This window comes from Synechococcus sp. ATX 2A4 (assembly GCF_024346375.1).
Taxonomy (GTDB): Bacteria; Cyanobacteriota; Cyanobacteriia; order PCC-6307; family Cyanobiaceae; genus MW101C3.
This window is the reverse complement of the sequence record NZ_JAGQCV010000005.1, coordinates 46466-60040: the sequence shown is the minus strand read 5'-3', so window position 1 is coordinate 60040 and position 13575 is coordinate 46466. Positions and strand designations below refer to the sequence as shown.

The window sequence follows — 13575 nt, the reverse complement described above, 5'->3', positions numbered from 1 at the left end:
GCTGGGTGCGCAAAAGCCTTGTGCACCGAAGCGCTTCACCAAGCATGATTCACTTCATATCCAAGCCGAATAAGTGCATCATCAAAACAATCAATGAACAGAGCCTTCAGGCGTTCATCAAAGACCTGAACCCACTGCTTGGCGCTGCCATCCCTGACATGCCCCAGGCAATCAGCGCCACCGTGAAAGATGCTCACACTTCTGGCAATGGCCACAAGCTCGGGCAAGGCATCCTGCGGATAACACAAGAAAGCAAAGGTTTTAGCCATGCGCTCCATCCCGTCGTCGCCAATCAAGTCTTCATACTTGGCCTCAAAAATCAAGGGGTTCGAATAGGTCCAGGACAACATCTCCCGAATCGTACGCCCGCCCTCATGGCGCATTTCAAAGGCAATGGCATCAGCCAGAGATCGACATCCGCCAATCGCCTGCTGACAGGTCCGTCCCATAAACCTCGCCTGCCGAGCATGGAGCCACGCCTCATCAGAGCGACCGTGATAATGAGCACCCGAGATCAACACATCCCTAGGATCGCGAATCAGGTGAAGGCCTCGATAGGGCCTAGCCAGATCAGGGAGCACAAAACGACTATGATCTTGTAGACACACATGGGCCTCAGCTGGCAACCCATTCTGTTCACCTTGATAATATTTAAATTCATAATGAGAGCAGACCTTCGAGGAGAGCTTCTGCATCCAAACGGTGCCAGTCTTGTGATGGGTTCCCATAAGGATCAGAGGCTGGGCAGGATCTGCTGCCATCAAGGGTCCACACCGGCGGCATCCATGGCCCCGGCAAAGACAGTGGCCATGGCCTCCAGCCCGTGCTCGCGCTCGACCCAGCCCCGGGCTTTGGTGGCAAGGCGCTGGCGCAGCGCTGGATCGACAGCGAGGGCGAGGCAGGCGGCAGCCAGGGCCGCCGCACTGTTAGCCAGCAGCAACTGCTCGCCATCCTCCACATCCAGACCTTCGGCTCCCTTGGCGGTGGACACCACGGGGGTGCCGTGCTGGAAAGCTTCCAGGATCTTGATGCGGCTGCCGCTGCCGGCCCGCAGCGGCACCACCAGCATCCCGGCCCGGGCGAATTCCGGCGCCGTCTCCGGCACGGGCCCCACGAGCGTCACGCCCGGCAGGGCGGCGAGGTCCACCAGGGAGGGCGGCAGCCCCACCCCCACCACCCGCAGCGACATGGCGGCATCGGCAGCGTGGAGCAGGGGGAGCACCTCGCGAACGAAGAAGGCGACGCCGTCTTCGTTGGGAAGGTAATCGAGCGTGCCGATGAACAACATCCCGCGGGGATCGGCCATCCCCTTGGTGCAGGGCGTCACCGATCGAATCACGTTGGGAAGGTGCACAAAACAACGATCGGGATAGCGCTGAGCCAGCAGCCGGCAGTCGGCGGCATTGGCCAGAAACACCTGATCGAAGCGCTGCAGCAGCAGCCCACGGAAGCGTTCCATTCGCCCCCGCTCCGCCCGCAGGCGCTCCGCTCGCTCGCTCCGGCCGGCAGCCTGCTCCAGCGCCGCGTACTCCAGATCACGGGCGCACTCGTCGTCGTCGAGATCCAGCAGCAGCCGCGGCCGCGCGGCAGCCGCCAGCCCCAGGCAGCGCAGCGCCAGCGGGGCCACCACCAGGCGGAAAGCATGGATGAGCCGCACGGGCTGGTCCGGCACACAGGCGCTGAGCGCCGCCTCCACCCGCTCGCTCAACTGCGGCAGCTCGGCGGCAGTGATGCGCACCACCGCAGTGGCGTGGCGATGCACCCAGTTGGGATCAAACAGCTCCGAGTGGTCTCCCCACACCGGCAGATGCACCACGATCACCGGACCCAGCTGCGCCAATACCTCCAGCACGGCGCTGACGCGCATGGCCGAGCCACCGCCTGTGGGGCTGGGCAGCAGGGGAGTGAACAACAGGGCGGTCATGGGGTGGCTGGGCTGGGGCCATGGCTGCGGCGCCGTTGGATCAGCCAGTGCATGGCGGCGGCGTAGTCGCGAAGGGCGCCGGCAGCGCGGGTGGTGTTGCTGGCGTGCACCCGGCGGCGTACCAGTAGCTCAGGCACGAGGCCGGAGGCCAGCGCCAGGGTTTTCGTCCAGCCGATCCAGGCGATGAACTCGCCGCTGGCCACGGGAGGGAAGGGCCCGGCAGCCTCGAAGGCGGCGCGCCGGGCGAGCAGCGCGCTGGCGATCAGCAGCGGCTGGGCCGGGCGGCAGGGGAAGGCGCCGGGGGGATCACTGAACTCATCGCCATGGCAGAACACCAGGGCCTGCTCGGGGTGCGCGGCAAGCCAGCGGCACTGCAAGGCCAGCTTGCCTGGCCGCCAGAGGTCGTCGGCATCGAGAAAGGCGATCAGCGGGGCCGTGGCCAGTGCCAGCCCGGCATTGCGGGCGTGGGCGATGCCGCGGCACGGCTCCTGCACCAGCTGGACCCGATCGCCGAACGCCTGCTCCACCAGGCCCACCGTGCCGTCGTCGGAGCCGTTGTCCACCACGATCAGCTCCAGCTCCAACCCCGGCAGCTGGCGGGGTTGGACCAGCACGCTTTCGAGCGCCGCCGGCAGGAACCGTTCGCCGTTCAGCACCGGCACGATCACGCTCACCTTCATCGGCCGGTGAGCGCCTCGATCACAGCCGGCAGCAGCGAGGGGTCGGCGCCGAGGTGCAGCACGTAGGCGGGCAGGCCGGCGACCAGCTGCACCAGACGGCGGCAATCGCCGTCATCCGCGGCGGGCAGCTGGCCCACCGTGCTCGGCACCAGCGAGAGCAGCAACTCAGCAACGGAGCAGGGTTCGAGCCGCGGTGCGGGGTCGCTGCTCAGACGGGGCAGCAAAATCGCCTGCAGGGGCAGGCCTGCGGCCATGCGCTCGGGCCAGAGCGAGGCCACCGGCAGCACCGCCTTGCCGGTGCCGCCCCGCTCGAACGCATCCGCATTGATCGCCTGGCCCTCCAGCCCGGGCAGGCGCTGGAAATCCTCCGGGCCCTTGAGCTTGCCGGTGCCATAGAGGCTGTGGATCCAGCCGCGGGCAGGGTCCGCCAGGCAGTAGTCGTCGCCCACGTAGCGCAGGCCGGCAGCCACGCACATCAGGGCCGTGGTCGACTTGCCCGCACCGCCTGGGCCAGCCAGCAGCACTCCGCCGCGGGAGCCGCCCACGCAGGCTCCGTGCACGAACTGCAGACCCTCGGCCGCGAACCACTCGTGCAGCAGGAACCGCAACGGCGAGCCCAGCTCCCAGAACGGCAACGGGGCCTCGTCACGCTTCACCACCCAGGCCTGCCCACCGCTCCCGTCGAGCACCGCCAACAGCCGGGTGCCCGGGTCGTAGTGGCCGGAGAGCCCCGACCCCTGCAGGGCCAGCAGCTCCCCCCGCAGGCCGATCGCATCGGAAAAGTTGATGCCGAGGGTGAGCAACACCTGCGCCAACGGCGCCGACGCCGGCAGGTCGGTGGCGGTGAAGAGGGTGATCGTCAGGGCTGGCGGGTTGTCGGCTGGAGCGGCATGGGCTGGCGCGTGCTGGGCGGAGGGAGCCGTCTCGGCGCGATGGGCCAGGGCGGGCAGCAGGGCTTCGATGTCCTGGCCGGGGAGGGTGCGCAGAACCAGGTGGCGGTCGCCGAGACGGAAGCCCTGCTCCAGAAAATCGCTGCCGCAGCGCTCGGCCGTGGTGGCGGCATAGGCGTCGAAGGCGGCCGTGATCACCTGGGCAGGCAGTGGCTCGGCGGCAGGCAGGGGGCGGGGGCGAGTGATCCAGGGCCGCAGGGTGTCCACCAGGTCGCGGTGGAGGGTGGGGGCGAGCGGTGGGGCCGGCAGGGGCTCGGGCGTGGTGACGATCGCCTCACTGGAGGGCGCGAGGGTGCCGACCGGGGGTGCCACCACGGCGAATCCAGCCTGCAGCAGGGCAGCGGTGAAAGGGCCGGTGGTCAGCGTTGTGGGGCCGCTGGCGATGCGGCTCCAAAGCTGGTTCGCTTCCCCTTCAAGGGCGGCATAAAGGCCCGTGGTGCGATCAATCAGCAGCGTGACGTCGGGGGCGCGGGCCACCAGCAGTTCGTGGTCGGGGGCGACCACCAGGGCCACGCTGCTGCCCTGCCCAGGCAAATGGGGCCATCCAACCGCCGGATCCACCTCATGGACCGGATCCAGCAGAAACAGATCCTGCAGATCGCTGTGCTTCTGCAACGCAGGAGGCCCGTAGGCCTGCACCTGCCCTTCGGGGGCCGGCAACGGCGATGGGCATTCGGTGATGGGAACGATCAGATCATGGGCGAATAGCTGATCAACGAACTGGCAAACATCAGCTTCGATCACGTCAGTGGAATCGGGCCAGATGCTGCGCATGGCAGCAGCCAGGCCCGCTGTGGAGACCCCCTCGGGGCCCACCATCTGCCAGGCCGTGGCGGCGGAATCGCTGAATCCGAAATAGGCGCCGGAGCGCAGATCCACCACAACGACCTCATCCTCGAAGACCTGATGAATCACATCGGGTTCATTAATCTTGAATCCGCTGATCCCAGCATCACCCTGCCGCCAAGCCTCTTCATCCCGGCCCACAGGATCAGCCTCTTCAAGCATCAAATTCAAGCACCAATGCCAAGAACTCTAGCCTCATTGAGTTATGTCGAATCCGCCTGTCCAGAGGCCTGGGGCGTGGATCTCGCCCAACCCAGACGTCGCTGAAGCTGCGCCAGCGCATAGGCATCGAGCGACGGCAGATCCGGTGCCCCGAGCACGTGGCGGACAAACCGGTGGAAATCAGGCACCGGGTCTACGGCCCGTGTTCGCCGTCGCAGCTGGCGCCAGCGCCGGTGGAGATAGCGCACTTCCTCGACGCCACCACGCCAGTCGGGGCTACCCGGTTGCACCGGAGCCAGCAACCGCTCCCGCCGCGACCGGCGCACCTCCGCCAGCTCTCGCACCACTGCCGAGGGCACAGCCGCCTGCGCCTGCTCCTGCAGCAGCGCCAGCATCGGCGCCACCACGGCCGTGAGCCTGCGGCGGCGCGCCTCCAGCCGCAGGCGGTCCCAATCGAGGGTGGGGGCCGCGCGCAGCAGCAGCGCCGCATCCGCCAGCCAGCGCACCGCTGGCACCACATCCCAACGGGCCGCATGGCTGAGCACCAGCAACAGGTGATCCGCTGGATCGGGCACCAGCAGCAGCGGCGATGGTTGGCAGCCTGGGGCCCGGTTCACGGAGGCCAGAGCGGCGGCCCCGCGCCAGATCCCTTCGTCGACGCCGGGATCGCAGTGGCCCTGAAAGACAAACCAGTGCAGGTCGGCTTCCAGGCCGCTGGCATGGCGAAAGCCATGGCTGTGTCGCACCTGAAGGAACAGCGCATCGAAGGCCTGCAGCGGCCGCGGCTGCAGAGCCCAGGGCGGCAGAGCGGCTTCGCCCTCCTCACCGCTGGAGTGCTTGAGCGGCGTGGGCAGCGGCCGCCAGCCGGAAGCCGCCAGCACCTGCAGGGCCGGTTGCACCTGGGCGAACGGCACCACCAGGTCGAAGTCGCCCATAGGGCGCAGACCGAGGTCCCCGTAGGCCTGCAGGGCCAGGGGCAACCCCTTCACCAGCATCACCGGCACACCGACTGCCGCCAACTGTTCGGCCAAGGCGTTGGCGGCCTTGAGGCGGCGGTGGTTCTCCAGCCAGGTGCGCTTCACCTCAGCCAGGCTCTCCGCCACAAGCGCATGGGCAGCCGCAGCCTCGCCGGTGTGTGGCCACCGGCGCCAGCGCGACCACAGCAGCGGCAACAATCTCCAGGTGGCCGCATCGCTGAGCAGCGACGCGGTGTGGGGCGCTGTGTGGGCGGCCCAGGCGCGAAAGGCCGCCTGGGCCGGTGCCTCAGGCAGCAGACAGGCCTGCAGCAACTGCTCCTGCGCCGGGGTCGGTCGCCAGGTGGGAACAGCGGCAGGCGCAAAGCTGGATGCAGCCATCGGGCGCAGGCGGGGAAGCAATGGGCCGGGAACCTTGGGAGCGCTGGGGGGATCATCCTGCGGCAGGGTGGGCGCTGCCTTCCTGGCATCGATGACGGCCTTTGATCCCCGACGGGTCCGGCCCTGGGTCGGCCCCGCACCCGATCTGGCCCTGCGCCGGCTGCTCGCCGCCTGCCTGGCGGAACCACCGCTGGCTCTGCGCCGTTGGCAGGAGTGGCTGGAGCACGTCGACTTTGAGCACGAGAATGGCGCCGGCTTCGAGCTGGCCGCCCTGGCAGTGGCACGGCTGGGCAAGGCGGCCGGCAACGGGTCGGTGGCGGCGCGCTGCCTGGGGCTTCAGCGGCGCTCCTGGCTGCTGAGCGGCCTGGCCCTGCGAGCCGCCGAGCAACTCGGCGCAGCGGCCGCGCACAACGGCCTCACCCTGCTGGCCGAGGGTGACCTGGCCAGCCACCTGGGGCCGGTCCGCTGCGGTGATCAGCCCTTGCCGGTGCGGCGGCTGGAGCTGGTGGTGATGGGCGCGGCGGGGGGGATCACTGGCCGGGCGTGCCGCCAGGCGGTGGCCACCCTGGAGCGCACAGCGCTGGAGGGGGCGGCCGGCGAGGCCGTGCGCACGGGGCGCCTGCCCCTGCAGATCCGCTCCTTGCGGCTGCTGGGCTCGAGGCAGGCCGCCAGCGCCTGGCACGCCCCGCCGCAGCCCTCGGCCCTGCCGGGGGTGCTGCTGCCGGATTCCGGCGAGCATCTGGTGGGGCTGATCGTGCAGGGCTGGCGCTGCCATCCGCCCGCAGGGCTGCGCTGGATCGTGGAGCTCACCCACCGGTTCCAGCTGCTGTGCGGGGAGGCGGAGCCAGCAAGCGGTGATCCGGCGGCGGCAGCCCCTGACGCCGCAGAGCTGGTGGCTGCCGTGGTGGCCGCCATGGGGCGCCGCGGCGAGCGTGCTGCCGTGGGCAGCGCCGTGCAGGCGCTGTTGCAACTGGAATGCAGCGAAAGCCTGCTGCCCCTGCACAAGGCGATTGAGCAGGCAGGGGCACCAGGCCTTGTCTCCCGCTGGCGACTTCGACGCCGGCTGCCACGGCGGCTGCGCACGCGATAAAGGCAGCAATGGCTGTCTCACGCGCCTCAATGCCGGATCAATGCAGCCCCGAAGCCGGCTCAATGCCGCCTCAATGCAGCCCCTGAGCCGCCTCAGCCCAGGGCCGCCGCCAGGGCATCGCGCGCCTCAGCGAGGGCCGCCGGCAGGGCGGCGCCGTCGCGGCCGCCGGCCTGGGCCAGGGCCGGGCGGCCGCCACCGCCACCGCCGCAGCGTTTGGCGATGGTGCCGATGAAGGTGCCCGCCTTGGCGCCCGCCTGCACCACCGCCGCGCCGAAGGCGGCCACCAGGATCACCTTGGTGAGGTCGGCGGGATCGGACAGGCCGCCCAGCACCACTGCGCCGCCTTCGCCCAGCTGCTGCTGCAGCTGCTGGGCTGCCCCCTGCAGGCCGGCACCTTCCACGCCATCGAGGCGGGCCACCAGCAGCTGGAAGGAGCCGAGCGGTTCCGCCTGAGCCGCCAGCGCCGCTGCCTTCGCCAGCGCCAGTTCGGCGCGGGCGGCGGCCAGGGCCTTGCCGGTGGCCTTGAGCTCCTCGGCCATGGCGCTCACCCGCTCCACGATTTCCGCGGGCTGGGCCTTGAAGCGGTCGCCCAGTTCGCGCACCACCGCGTCCCGTTCGTTCAGGTAGGCCAGCACCGCCGGACCCGCCACCGCCTCGATGCGGCGGATGCCGGCCGCCACGCCGGTTTCGCTGACGATCTTGAACAGACCGATCTCGGCGGTGTTGGCCACATGGGTGCCGCCGCACAGCTCCATCGACACCCCCGGCACATCCACCACCCGCACCTGGGCGTCGTATTTCTCACCGAACATCGCCACCGCCCCGGCCGCCCGGGCCCGCTCCAGCTCCATCTCCTGCACCTCCAGCTCGTGGGCATCGGCGATCCAGCCGTTGATCAGCTCTTCAACCCGCTCCAGCTCCTCACGGCTCACGGCGCGGGGGCAGTGGAAGTCGAAGCGCAGGCGGTCGAAATCCACCAGCGAACCCGCCTGGGCGATCGCGGGATCCACCAGCTGCTTGAGCGCCGCCTGCAGCAGGTGGGTGGCGGTGTGGTGCGCCTGGGCGCGGCGGCGGCAGGCCCGGTCGACCCGGGCGATCACCCGATCACCGAGGCCCAGGCTGCCGCGCTCCACCCGGCCCTGGTGCACGAACTGCTTGCGCAGGCGGCTCACCGCCTCCACCCGCACGATCACGCCGGCGTCACCGGCGCCCTCGCTGCCGAGCACACCGCCCAGCAGCAGGCCCCGGTCGCCGATCTGGCCGCCGGATTCGCCATAGAAGGGCGTGGCATCCAGCATCACCTGCACCGCCTCGCCCGCCACCGCCCGCTCGGCCGGGCTGCCGTTCACCACCAGCGCCAGCACCTGGCTGGGATGCTCCAGGGCGCCGTAGCCCTCGAAGCGGGTGTCGGGGAGGTCGGCCGCCGCGGCCGCCAGCGCCCCCTGCACGGTGAGGTCCACACTCACGGCCGCCGCCTTGGCGCGCTGCCGCTGGGCCTCCATCGCCGCCTCGAAGCCGTCACGGTCCACCGTGAGCCCGTGCTCCTCGGCGATCTCCTCGGTGAGCTCCAGCGGGAAGCCGTAGGTGTCGTAGAGCTCGAAGGCCTGGGCGCCGCTGATGGCGGCAGGGCGGGAGGCCAGCACCTCCGCCAGCAGCTTCTCGCCGCGCTCGAGCGTGTCGAGGAAGCGGGCCTCCTCGCGGCCCAGCTCAGCGAGGATCGCCTCACGCCGCTCCAGCAGCTGCGGGAAGGCCGGCGCCATCAACGCAATCGCCGCCTCGCCCATGGCCTGCAGGAAGGGCTGATCGATGCCCAGCAGGCGGCCGTGGCGCACCACCCTCCGCAGCAGGCGCCGCAGGATGTAGCCGCGGCCCAGGTTCGACGCCGTGACGCCATCGCAGATCAGCTGGGTGATGGCGCGGCTGTGGTCACCGATCACCTTCAGGGAGGTTTTGCCCTTCTCTTCGAGCTGGCTGTAATCCACGCCGGCCAGGGTGGCGGCGGTGTGAATCAGCGGAACGATCAGATCGGTTTCGTAGTTGTTCGGCACGCCCTGCAGGATCTGGGCCATGCGCTCCAGACCAAGGCCGGTGTCGATGTTGCGGTTCGCCAGAGGGGTGAGTGTTCCTTCCGCATCGCGGTTGAACTGCATGAACACCAGGTTGTAGAACTCGATGAAGCGGCTGTCGTCCTCCAGATCGATGGCGTCATCGCCGCGTTCGGGGTGGAAGTCGTAGTAGATCTCCGAGCAGGGGCCGCAGGGGCCGGTGGGGCCCGACACCCAGAAGTTGTCGGCTTCATCCATGCGGATGATCCGCTTCGGGTTCACCCCCACGACCTCGCGCCAGATCGCTTCGGCCTCGTCGTCTTCGCGGAACACGCTCACCACCAGGTGGCGGGGATCCAGGCCGAACACCTCGGTGGAGAGCTCCCAGGCCCAGGCGATCGCCTCGGCCTTGAAGTAATCGCCGAAGGAGAAGTTGCCCAGCATCTCGAAGAAGGTGTGGTGCCGCGCCGTGCGGCCCACGTTCTCGATGTCGTTGGTGCGGATGCACTTCTGGCTGGTGGTGGCCCGCGCCGCCGGCCGTGGCGCCTGCCCCAGGAACACCGGCTTGAAGGGCAGCATGCCCGCGATCGTGAGCAGCACCGTGGGGTCGTCCGGCACCAGCGAAGCGCTGGGCAGGCGCCGGTGGTCGCGGGCGGCATAGAAGGCCAGGAACGCCTCGCGGATCTCGGCGCCGCTGCGGGGGCGCGGCTGGCCCGCCAAGGAGGCGCTGGAAGAAGGTGCGGCAGCCATGGCCCGTCGCGACGAAACAATGCGAAGCGCCCATCTTCGGCGAGCGCGCCCCTGAGCGGATCCGGGGCGGCGCTTACGCTGCGCCCGCCCCGCCGTCGCCGTGCTGCCCGCCTCCGACCCGCCCCAGCCCCGCGCGCGCCTGCGGCTGCAATCGATCAGCTGGGCGCTGCTGGCCGGGGGCGCGGCGGCGGCACTCGGCCTGGGCGGGGGCCTGGAGCCGGCCCTGCGGGCCGGGGGCTGCGGCTTCTTCTATGGCCTGCTGGCCTTTCACCTGCAGCGCGTCGACCCGGATGACGGGCACCTGCAGGCCGGGCTGGTGGGGGCGGTGTGCGGCCTGCTCAGCCTCGGCGCCGCCTTGGATCTGCCCGCGTTCGCGCCGCTGCCGTGGGGCCGGAACCTGGCGCCGGGCCTGTCGTCGTTGATGATGGCGCTGATTCGTGCCTGGCTGCCGCTCTGGCTGCCTGTCGCGGGCGCTGCCCTGCTGCTGCAAGGTGCCCAGCGTCTGCTGCCCGCACTCCGGCCTTGATCAGGTCCTGACCCCCCGGCCATGAGCCTGCTGCATGCCACCTGGCTGACTTCCGGTATCGCCGCAGGGGCGACGGTGGGCAGCTTCGACCGGCCCGGTCTGCTGATCTGGGCCGACACCTGGCGGGTGGCGGCGCCGGTGGCACCGAAACGCACGCCGGAGCCCCATCCGCTCAGCCTCGACCAGGACGACCTGGGCGCCTGGCTGGAGGAGCACGAGCTGTGGTCGGAGGCCTTCCGCCCCGCCGTCGCCACGCTCACCCTGCCGAGCCGCAGCCAGAGCGCCCGCGGCAGCAAGAGCAGCGCCAGCGGCCCCTGGAGCGGCCTGCCCCTGCAGGCCGGTGAACCGATCCCGAAAGCGCTGAGCTGGTGGCCGTGGCAGGTGGAGGGCCTCTGGCTCAAGCCCGCCGCCGCCGCCGACTGGCTGGGGCAGCTGCCCCTGTCCGGCCATCACCCCGATCTGGCCGATGAACTGCGCTGGTGGAGCCACCTGCAGCGCTGGGCGCTGAGCCTGATCGCCCGCGGCCGCTGGCTGCCCCAGGTGGAGCCCAGCGCCGGCGCCGCGGGCGGCCGGGCCCGCTGGGTGCCGCTGCTCAACCGGGAAGAAGATCGCCGGCGGCTGGAAGATCTGGCCGCGCAGCTGCCCCAGGTGGCGGTAGCGGCGCTGGCCCCCTCCGGCAACGGCCCTGGCGGTGGCGGGAGTGCTGGCGGCGGCCTGGGCCTCAGCAATGGCGCCGCGCCGCTGGCCTGCTGGCGGCCGGGATCGGGCCGGTTGCGGGTGGTGGCGATCCTCGCCGACCTACTCGATGGCCAGCTGCGCGAGAGCTTCGTGCCGGCCACCGAAGGGCTGGATCCGCTGCTGGCGGCCTGGCAGCGGGCGCTGGGCCCCGGCGATGGGCGGCTCGATCTGTCGGCGGAGGACGCGGAACGGCTCGCCACCGCCACCCACCACTGGCGGGAAGCGGTGGCCGGGCGCGTGGCGCCGGCCCACACCTGCCTGGAGCTGGAGATCCCGGCGGAAGGCGAGGAGCTCTGGCCGCTGCGCTTCAGCCTGCAGGGGGAAGCCGATCCAAGCCTGAAGCTGGCCGCCTCGGCCGTGTGGGCCGCCGGAGCCGGCACCGTGCAGCTGGGCGAGATCGCCGTGCAGCAACCCGGCGAGCTGCTGCTGGAGGGCATGGGCCGGGCGCTGCAGGTGTTCGAGCCGATCGAGCGCGGCCTCGACACCGCCACGCCGGAGCAGATGGCGCTGACCCCCGCCGAAGCGTTCGTGCTGGTGCGCACCGCCGCCGCCCGCCTGCGCGACGTGGGTGTGGGCGTGGTGCTGCCGCCGAGCCTGAGCGGCGGCCTGGCCAGCCGCCTGGGGCTCTCGATCGAAGCGGAACTGCCGCCCAGCTCGCGCGGTTTCAGCCTGGGCGAATCGCTGGATTGGCGCTGGGAGCTGATGATCGGCGGCGTCACCTTGAGCCTGCGCGATCTGGAGCGCCTGGCGGGCAAGCGCAGCCCGCTGGTGCAGCACAAGGGGGCCTGGATCGAGCTGCGGCCTGGCGATCTGCGCAACGCCGAGAAGTTCTGCGCCCTCGATCCACCGCTCAGCCTCGACGACGCCCTGCGGGTGACGGGCAACGAAGGGGAAACGCTGCAGCGGCTGCCGGTGCACCGCTTCACGGCGGGGCCCCGGCTGCAGGCGGTGCTGGAGCAATACCACCAGCAGAAGGCGCCCGATCCGCTGCCGGCCCCGGAAGGCTTCGCCGGCCAGCTGCGCCCGTATCAGGAAAGGGGCCTGGGCTGGCTCGCCTTCCTGCACCGCTTCGATCAGGGCGCCTGCCTGGCCGACGACATGGGCCTGGGCAAGACGATCCAGCTGCTGGCCTTCCTGCAGCACCTCAAGGCGGAGCAGGAGCTGAAGCGGCCGGTGCTGCTGGTGGCACCCACCTCCGTGCTCACCAACTGGAAGCGGGAGGCGGCGGCCTTCACCCCGGAACTGGAGGTGCGCGAGCACTACGGTCCGCGCCGTCCCGCCACCGACGCCGCCCTGAAGAAGGCGCTCAAGGGGGTGGATCTGCTGCTCACCAGCTACGGCCTGCTGCAACGCGACAACGAACTGCTGGCGGCGATCGACTGGCAGGGGATGGTGATCGATGAGGCGCAGGCGATCAAGAACCCCAGCTCGAAGCAGAGCCAGTCGGCGCGGGATCTGGCGCGGGCGGGCAAGCAGAGCCGTGAGGGCCGTTTTCGGATCGCCCTCACCGGCACGCCGGTGGAGAACCGGGTGAGTGAGCTGTGGGCGCTGATGGATTTCCTCAACCCGCGCGTGCTGGGCGAGGAGGAATTCTTCCGCCAGCGCTACCGGCTGCCGATCGAGCGCTATGGCGACACCGCCTCCCTGCGCGACCTCAAGGCGCGCGTGGGGCCGTTCATCCTGCGGCGCCTGAAAACCGATAAATCGATCATCTCCGACCTGCCCGAGAAGGTGGAGCTGAACGAATGGGTGGGGCTCTCGCCCGAGCAGGTGACGCTCTACCGCAAGACGGTGGACGACAGCCTCGATGCCATCGCCCGCGCGCCGCTGGGCCAGAAGCACGGCCAGGTGCTGGCGCTGCTCACCAAGCTGAAGCAGATCTGCAACCACCCAGCGCTGGCGCTGAAGGAAACGGGTGTGGGCAACGGCTTCGCCAGCCGCTCCGCCAAGCTGCAACGCCTCGACGAGATCGTGGAGGAGGTGATCGACGCAGGCGACCGGGCGCTGCTGTTCACCCAGTTCGCCGAATGGGGCCACCTGCTGCAGGCCCACCTGCAGCAGCGCTTCCGCCAGGAGGTGCCGTTCCTGTATGGCAGCAGCAGCAAGAGCGAGCGGCAGGCGATGGTCGACCGCTTCCAGGAGGATCCGCGCGGCCCGCAGCTGTTTTTGCTGTCGCTGAAGGCCGGTGGGGTGGGCCTCAACCTCACGCGCGCCAGCCATGTGTTCCACATCGACCGTTGGTGGAACCCGGCGGTGGAGAACCAGGCCACCGACCGCGCCTACCGCATCGGCCAGACCAACCGGGTGATGGTGCACAAGTTCATCACCAGCGGCTCGGTGGAGGAAAAGATCGACCGCATGATCCGCGAGAAGGCCCGCCTGGCCGAAGACATCATCGGCAGCGGCGAGGAATGGCTCGGTGGGCTCGACCCCGGCCAGCTGCGCGACCTGGTGGCGCTGGAGGACTGAAGCGTCACAGTCCGGCCCGGCCGCCACCGGGTACGGTGCC

Annotated in this window: 9 protein-coding genes; 3 read left to right on the top strand and 6 right to left on the bottom strand. The window is 70.2% G+C overall.

Features of this window, described 5'->3' with window-relative positions; translation table 11 throughout:
* Window positions 1–35 precede the first annotated feature (35 nt).
* The 5 genes from KBY97_RS06010 to KBY97_RS05990 form a co-directional block, all read right to left on the bottom strand.
* A complete protein-coding gene (locus KBY97_RS06010; RefSeq protein WP_255145788.1) occupies window positions 36–695 on the bottom strand; it encodes a hypothetical protein in 660 nt (219 codons plus the stop codon).
* Between the two features lie 65 nt (window positions 696–760).
* Window positions 761–1924 (bottom strand): glycosyltransferase, encoded by a 1164-nt coding sequence (locus tag KBY97_RS06005; protein WP_255145787.1) that lies wholly within the window; start codon window positions 1922–1924, stop codon window positions 761–763.
* On the bottom strand, window positions 1921–2604 hold the full coding sequence (locus tag KBY97_RS06000) for a glycosyltransferase family A protein (RefSeq protein WP_255145786.1): 684 nt from the start codon (window positions 2602–2604) through the stop codon (window positions 1921–1923). The genes KBY97_RS06005 and KBY97_RS06000 overlap by 4 nt, the downstream gene beginning before the upstream one ends.
* Entirely contained in the window at window positions 2601–4433 is a 1833-nt protein-coding gene (locus KBY97_RS05995) for a PqqD family peptide modification chaperone (protein ID WP_255145785.1), read from the bottom strand. Before KBY97_RS05995 ends, KBY97_RS06000 begins: the two co-directional genes overlap by 4 nt.
* Window positions 4434–4603: 170 nt before the next feature.
* Window positions 4604–5917 (bottom strand): nucleotidyltransferase family protein, encoded by a 1314-nt coding sequence (locus KBY97_RS05990; RefSeq protein WP_255145784.1) that lies wholly within the window; start codon window positions 5915–5917, stop codon window positions 4604–4606.
* A gap of 91 nt (window positions 5918–6008) precedes the next feature.
* Between KBY97_RS05990 and KBY97_RS05985 the strand changes: the two genes are divergently transcribed.
* Entirely contained in the window at window positions 6009–7007 is a 999-nt protein-coding gene (locus KBY97_RS05985; RefSeq protein ID WP_255145783.1) for a hypothetical protein, read from the top strand.
* 92 nt (window positions 7008–7099) lie between these two features.
* On the opposite strand, the gene alaS is transcribed toward KBY97_RS05985, so the two are convergent.
* Entirely contained in the window at window positions 7100–9802 is a 2703-nt protein-coding gene (gene alaS / locus KBY97_RS05980; RefSeq protein WP_255145782.1) for an alanine--tRNA ligase, read from the bottom strand.
* A gap of 103 nt (window positions 9803–9905) precedes the next feature.
* Here alaS and KBY97_RS05975 point away from each other — a divergent pair, with 103 nt between their 5' ends.
* Together KBY97_RS05975 and KBY97_RS05970 are read left to right on the top strand one after the other, a co-directional pair.
* Entirely contained in the window at window positions 9906–10328 is a 423-nt protein-coding gene (locus KBY97_RS05975) for a hypothetical protein (RefSeq protein ID WP_261356347.1), read from the top strand.
* Window positions 10329–10349: 21 nt separating this feature from the next.
* Window positions 10350–13535, top strand: a complete 3186-nt coding sequence (locus KBY97_RS05970; protein ID WP_255145780.1) for a DEAD/DEAH box helicase — start codon at window positions 10350–10352, stop codon at window positions 13533–13535.
* Window positions 13536–13575: the final 40 nt, after the last annotated feature.

Coding starts and splice junctions, on each gene's coding strand:
- KBY97_RS06010 (WP_255145788.1), bottom strand. CDS start 695: ATGCAGAAGCTCTCCTCGAAGGTCTGCTCTCATTATGAATTTAAATAT.
- KBY97_RS06005 (WP_255145787.1), bottom strand. CDS start 1,924: ATGACCGCCCTGTTGTTCACTCCCCTGCTGCCCAGCCCCACAGGCGGT.
- KBY97_RS06000 (WP_255145786.1), bottom strand. CDS start 2,604: ATGAAGGTGAGCGTGATCGTGCCGGTGCTGAACGGCGAACGGTTCCTG.
- KBY97_RS05990 (WP_255145784.1), bottom strand. CDS start 5,917: ATGGCTGCATCCAGCTTTGCGCCTGCCGCTGTTCCCACCTGGCGACCG.
- KBY97_RS05985 (WP_255145783.1), top strand. CDS start 6,009: ATGACGGCCTTTGATCCCCGACGGGTCCGGCCCTGGGTCGGCCCCGCA.
- alaS (WP_255145782.1), bottom strand. CDS start 9,802: ATGGCTGCCGCACCTTCTTCCAGCGCCTCCTTGGCGGGCCAGCCGCGC.
- KBY97_RS05970 (WP_255145780.1), top strand. CDS start 10,350: ATGAGCCTGCTGCATGCCACCTGGCTGACTTCCGGTATCGCCGCAGGG.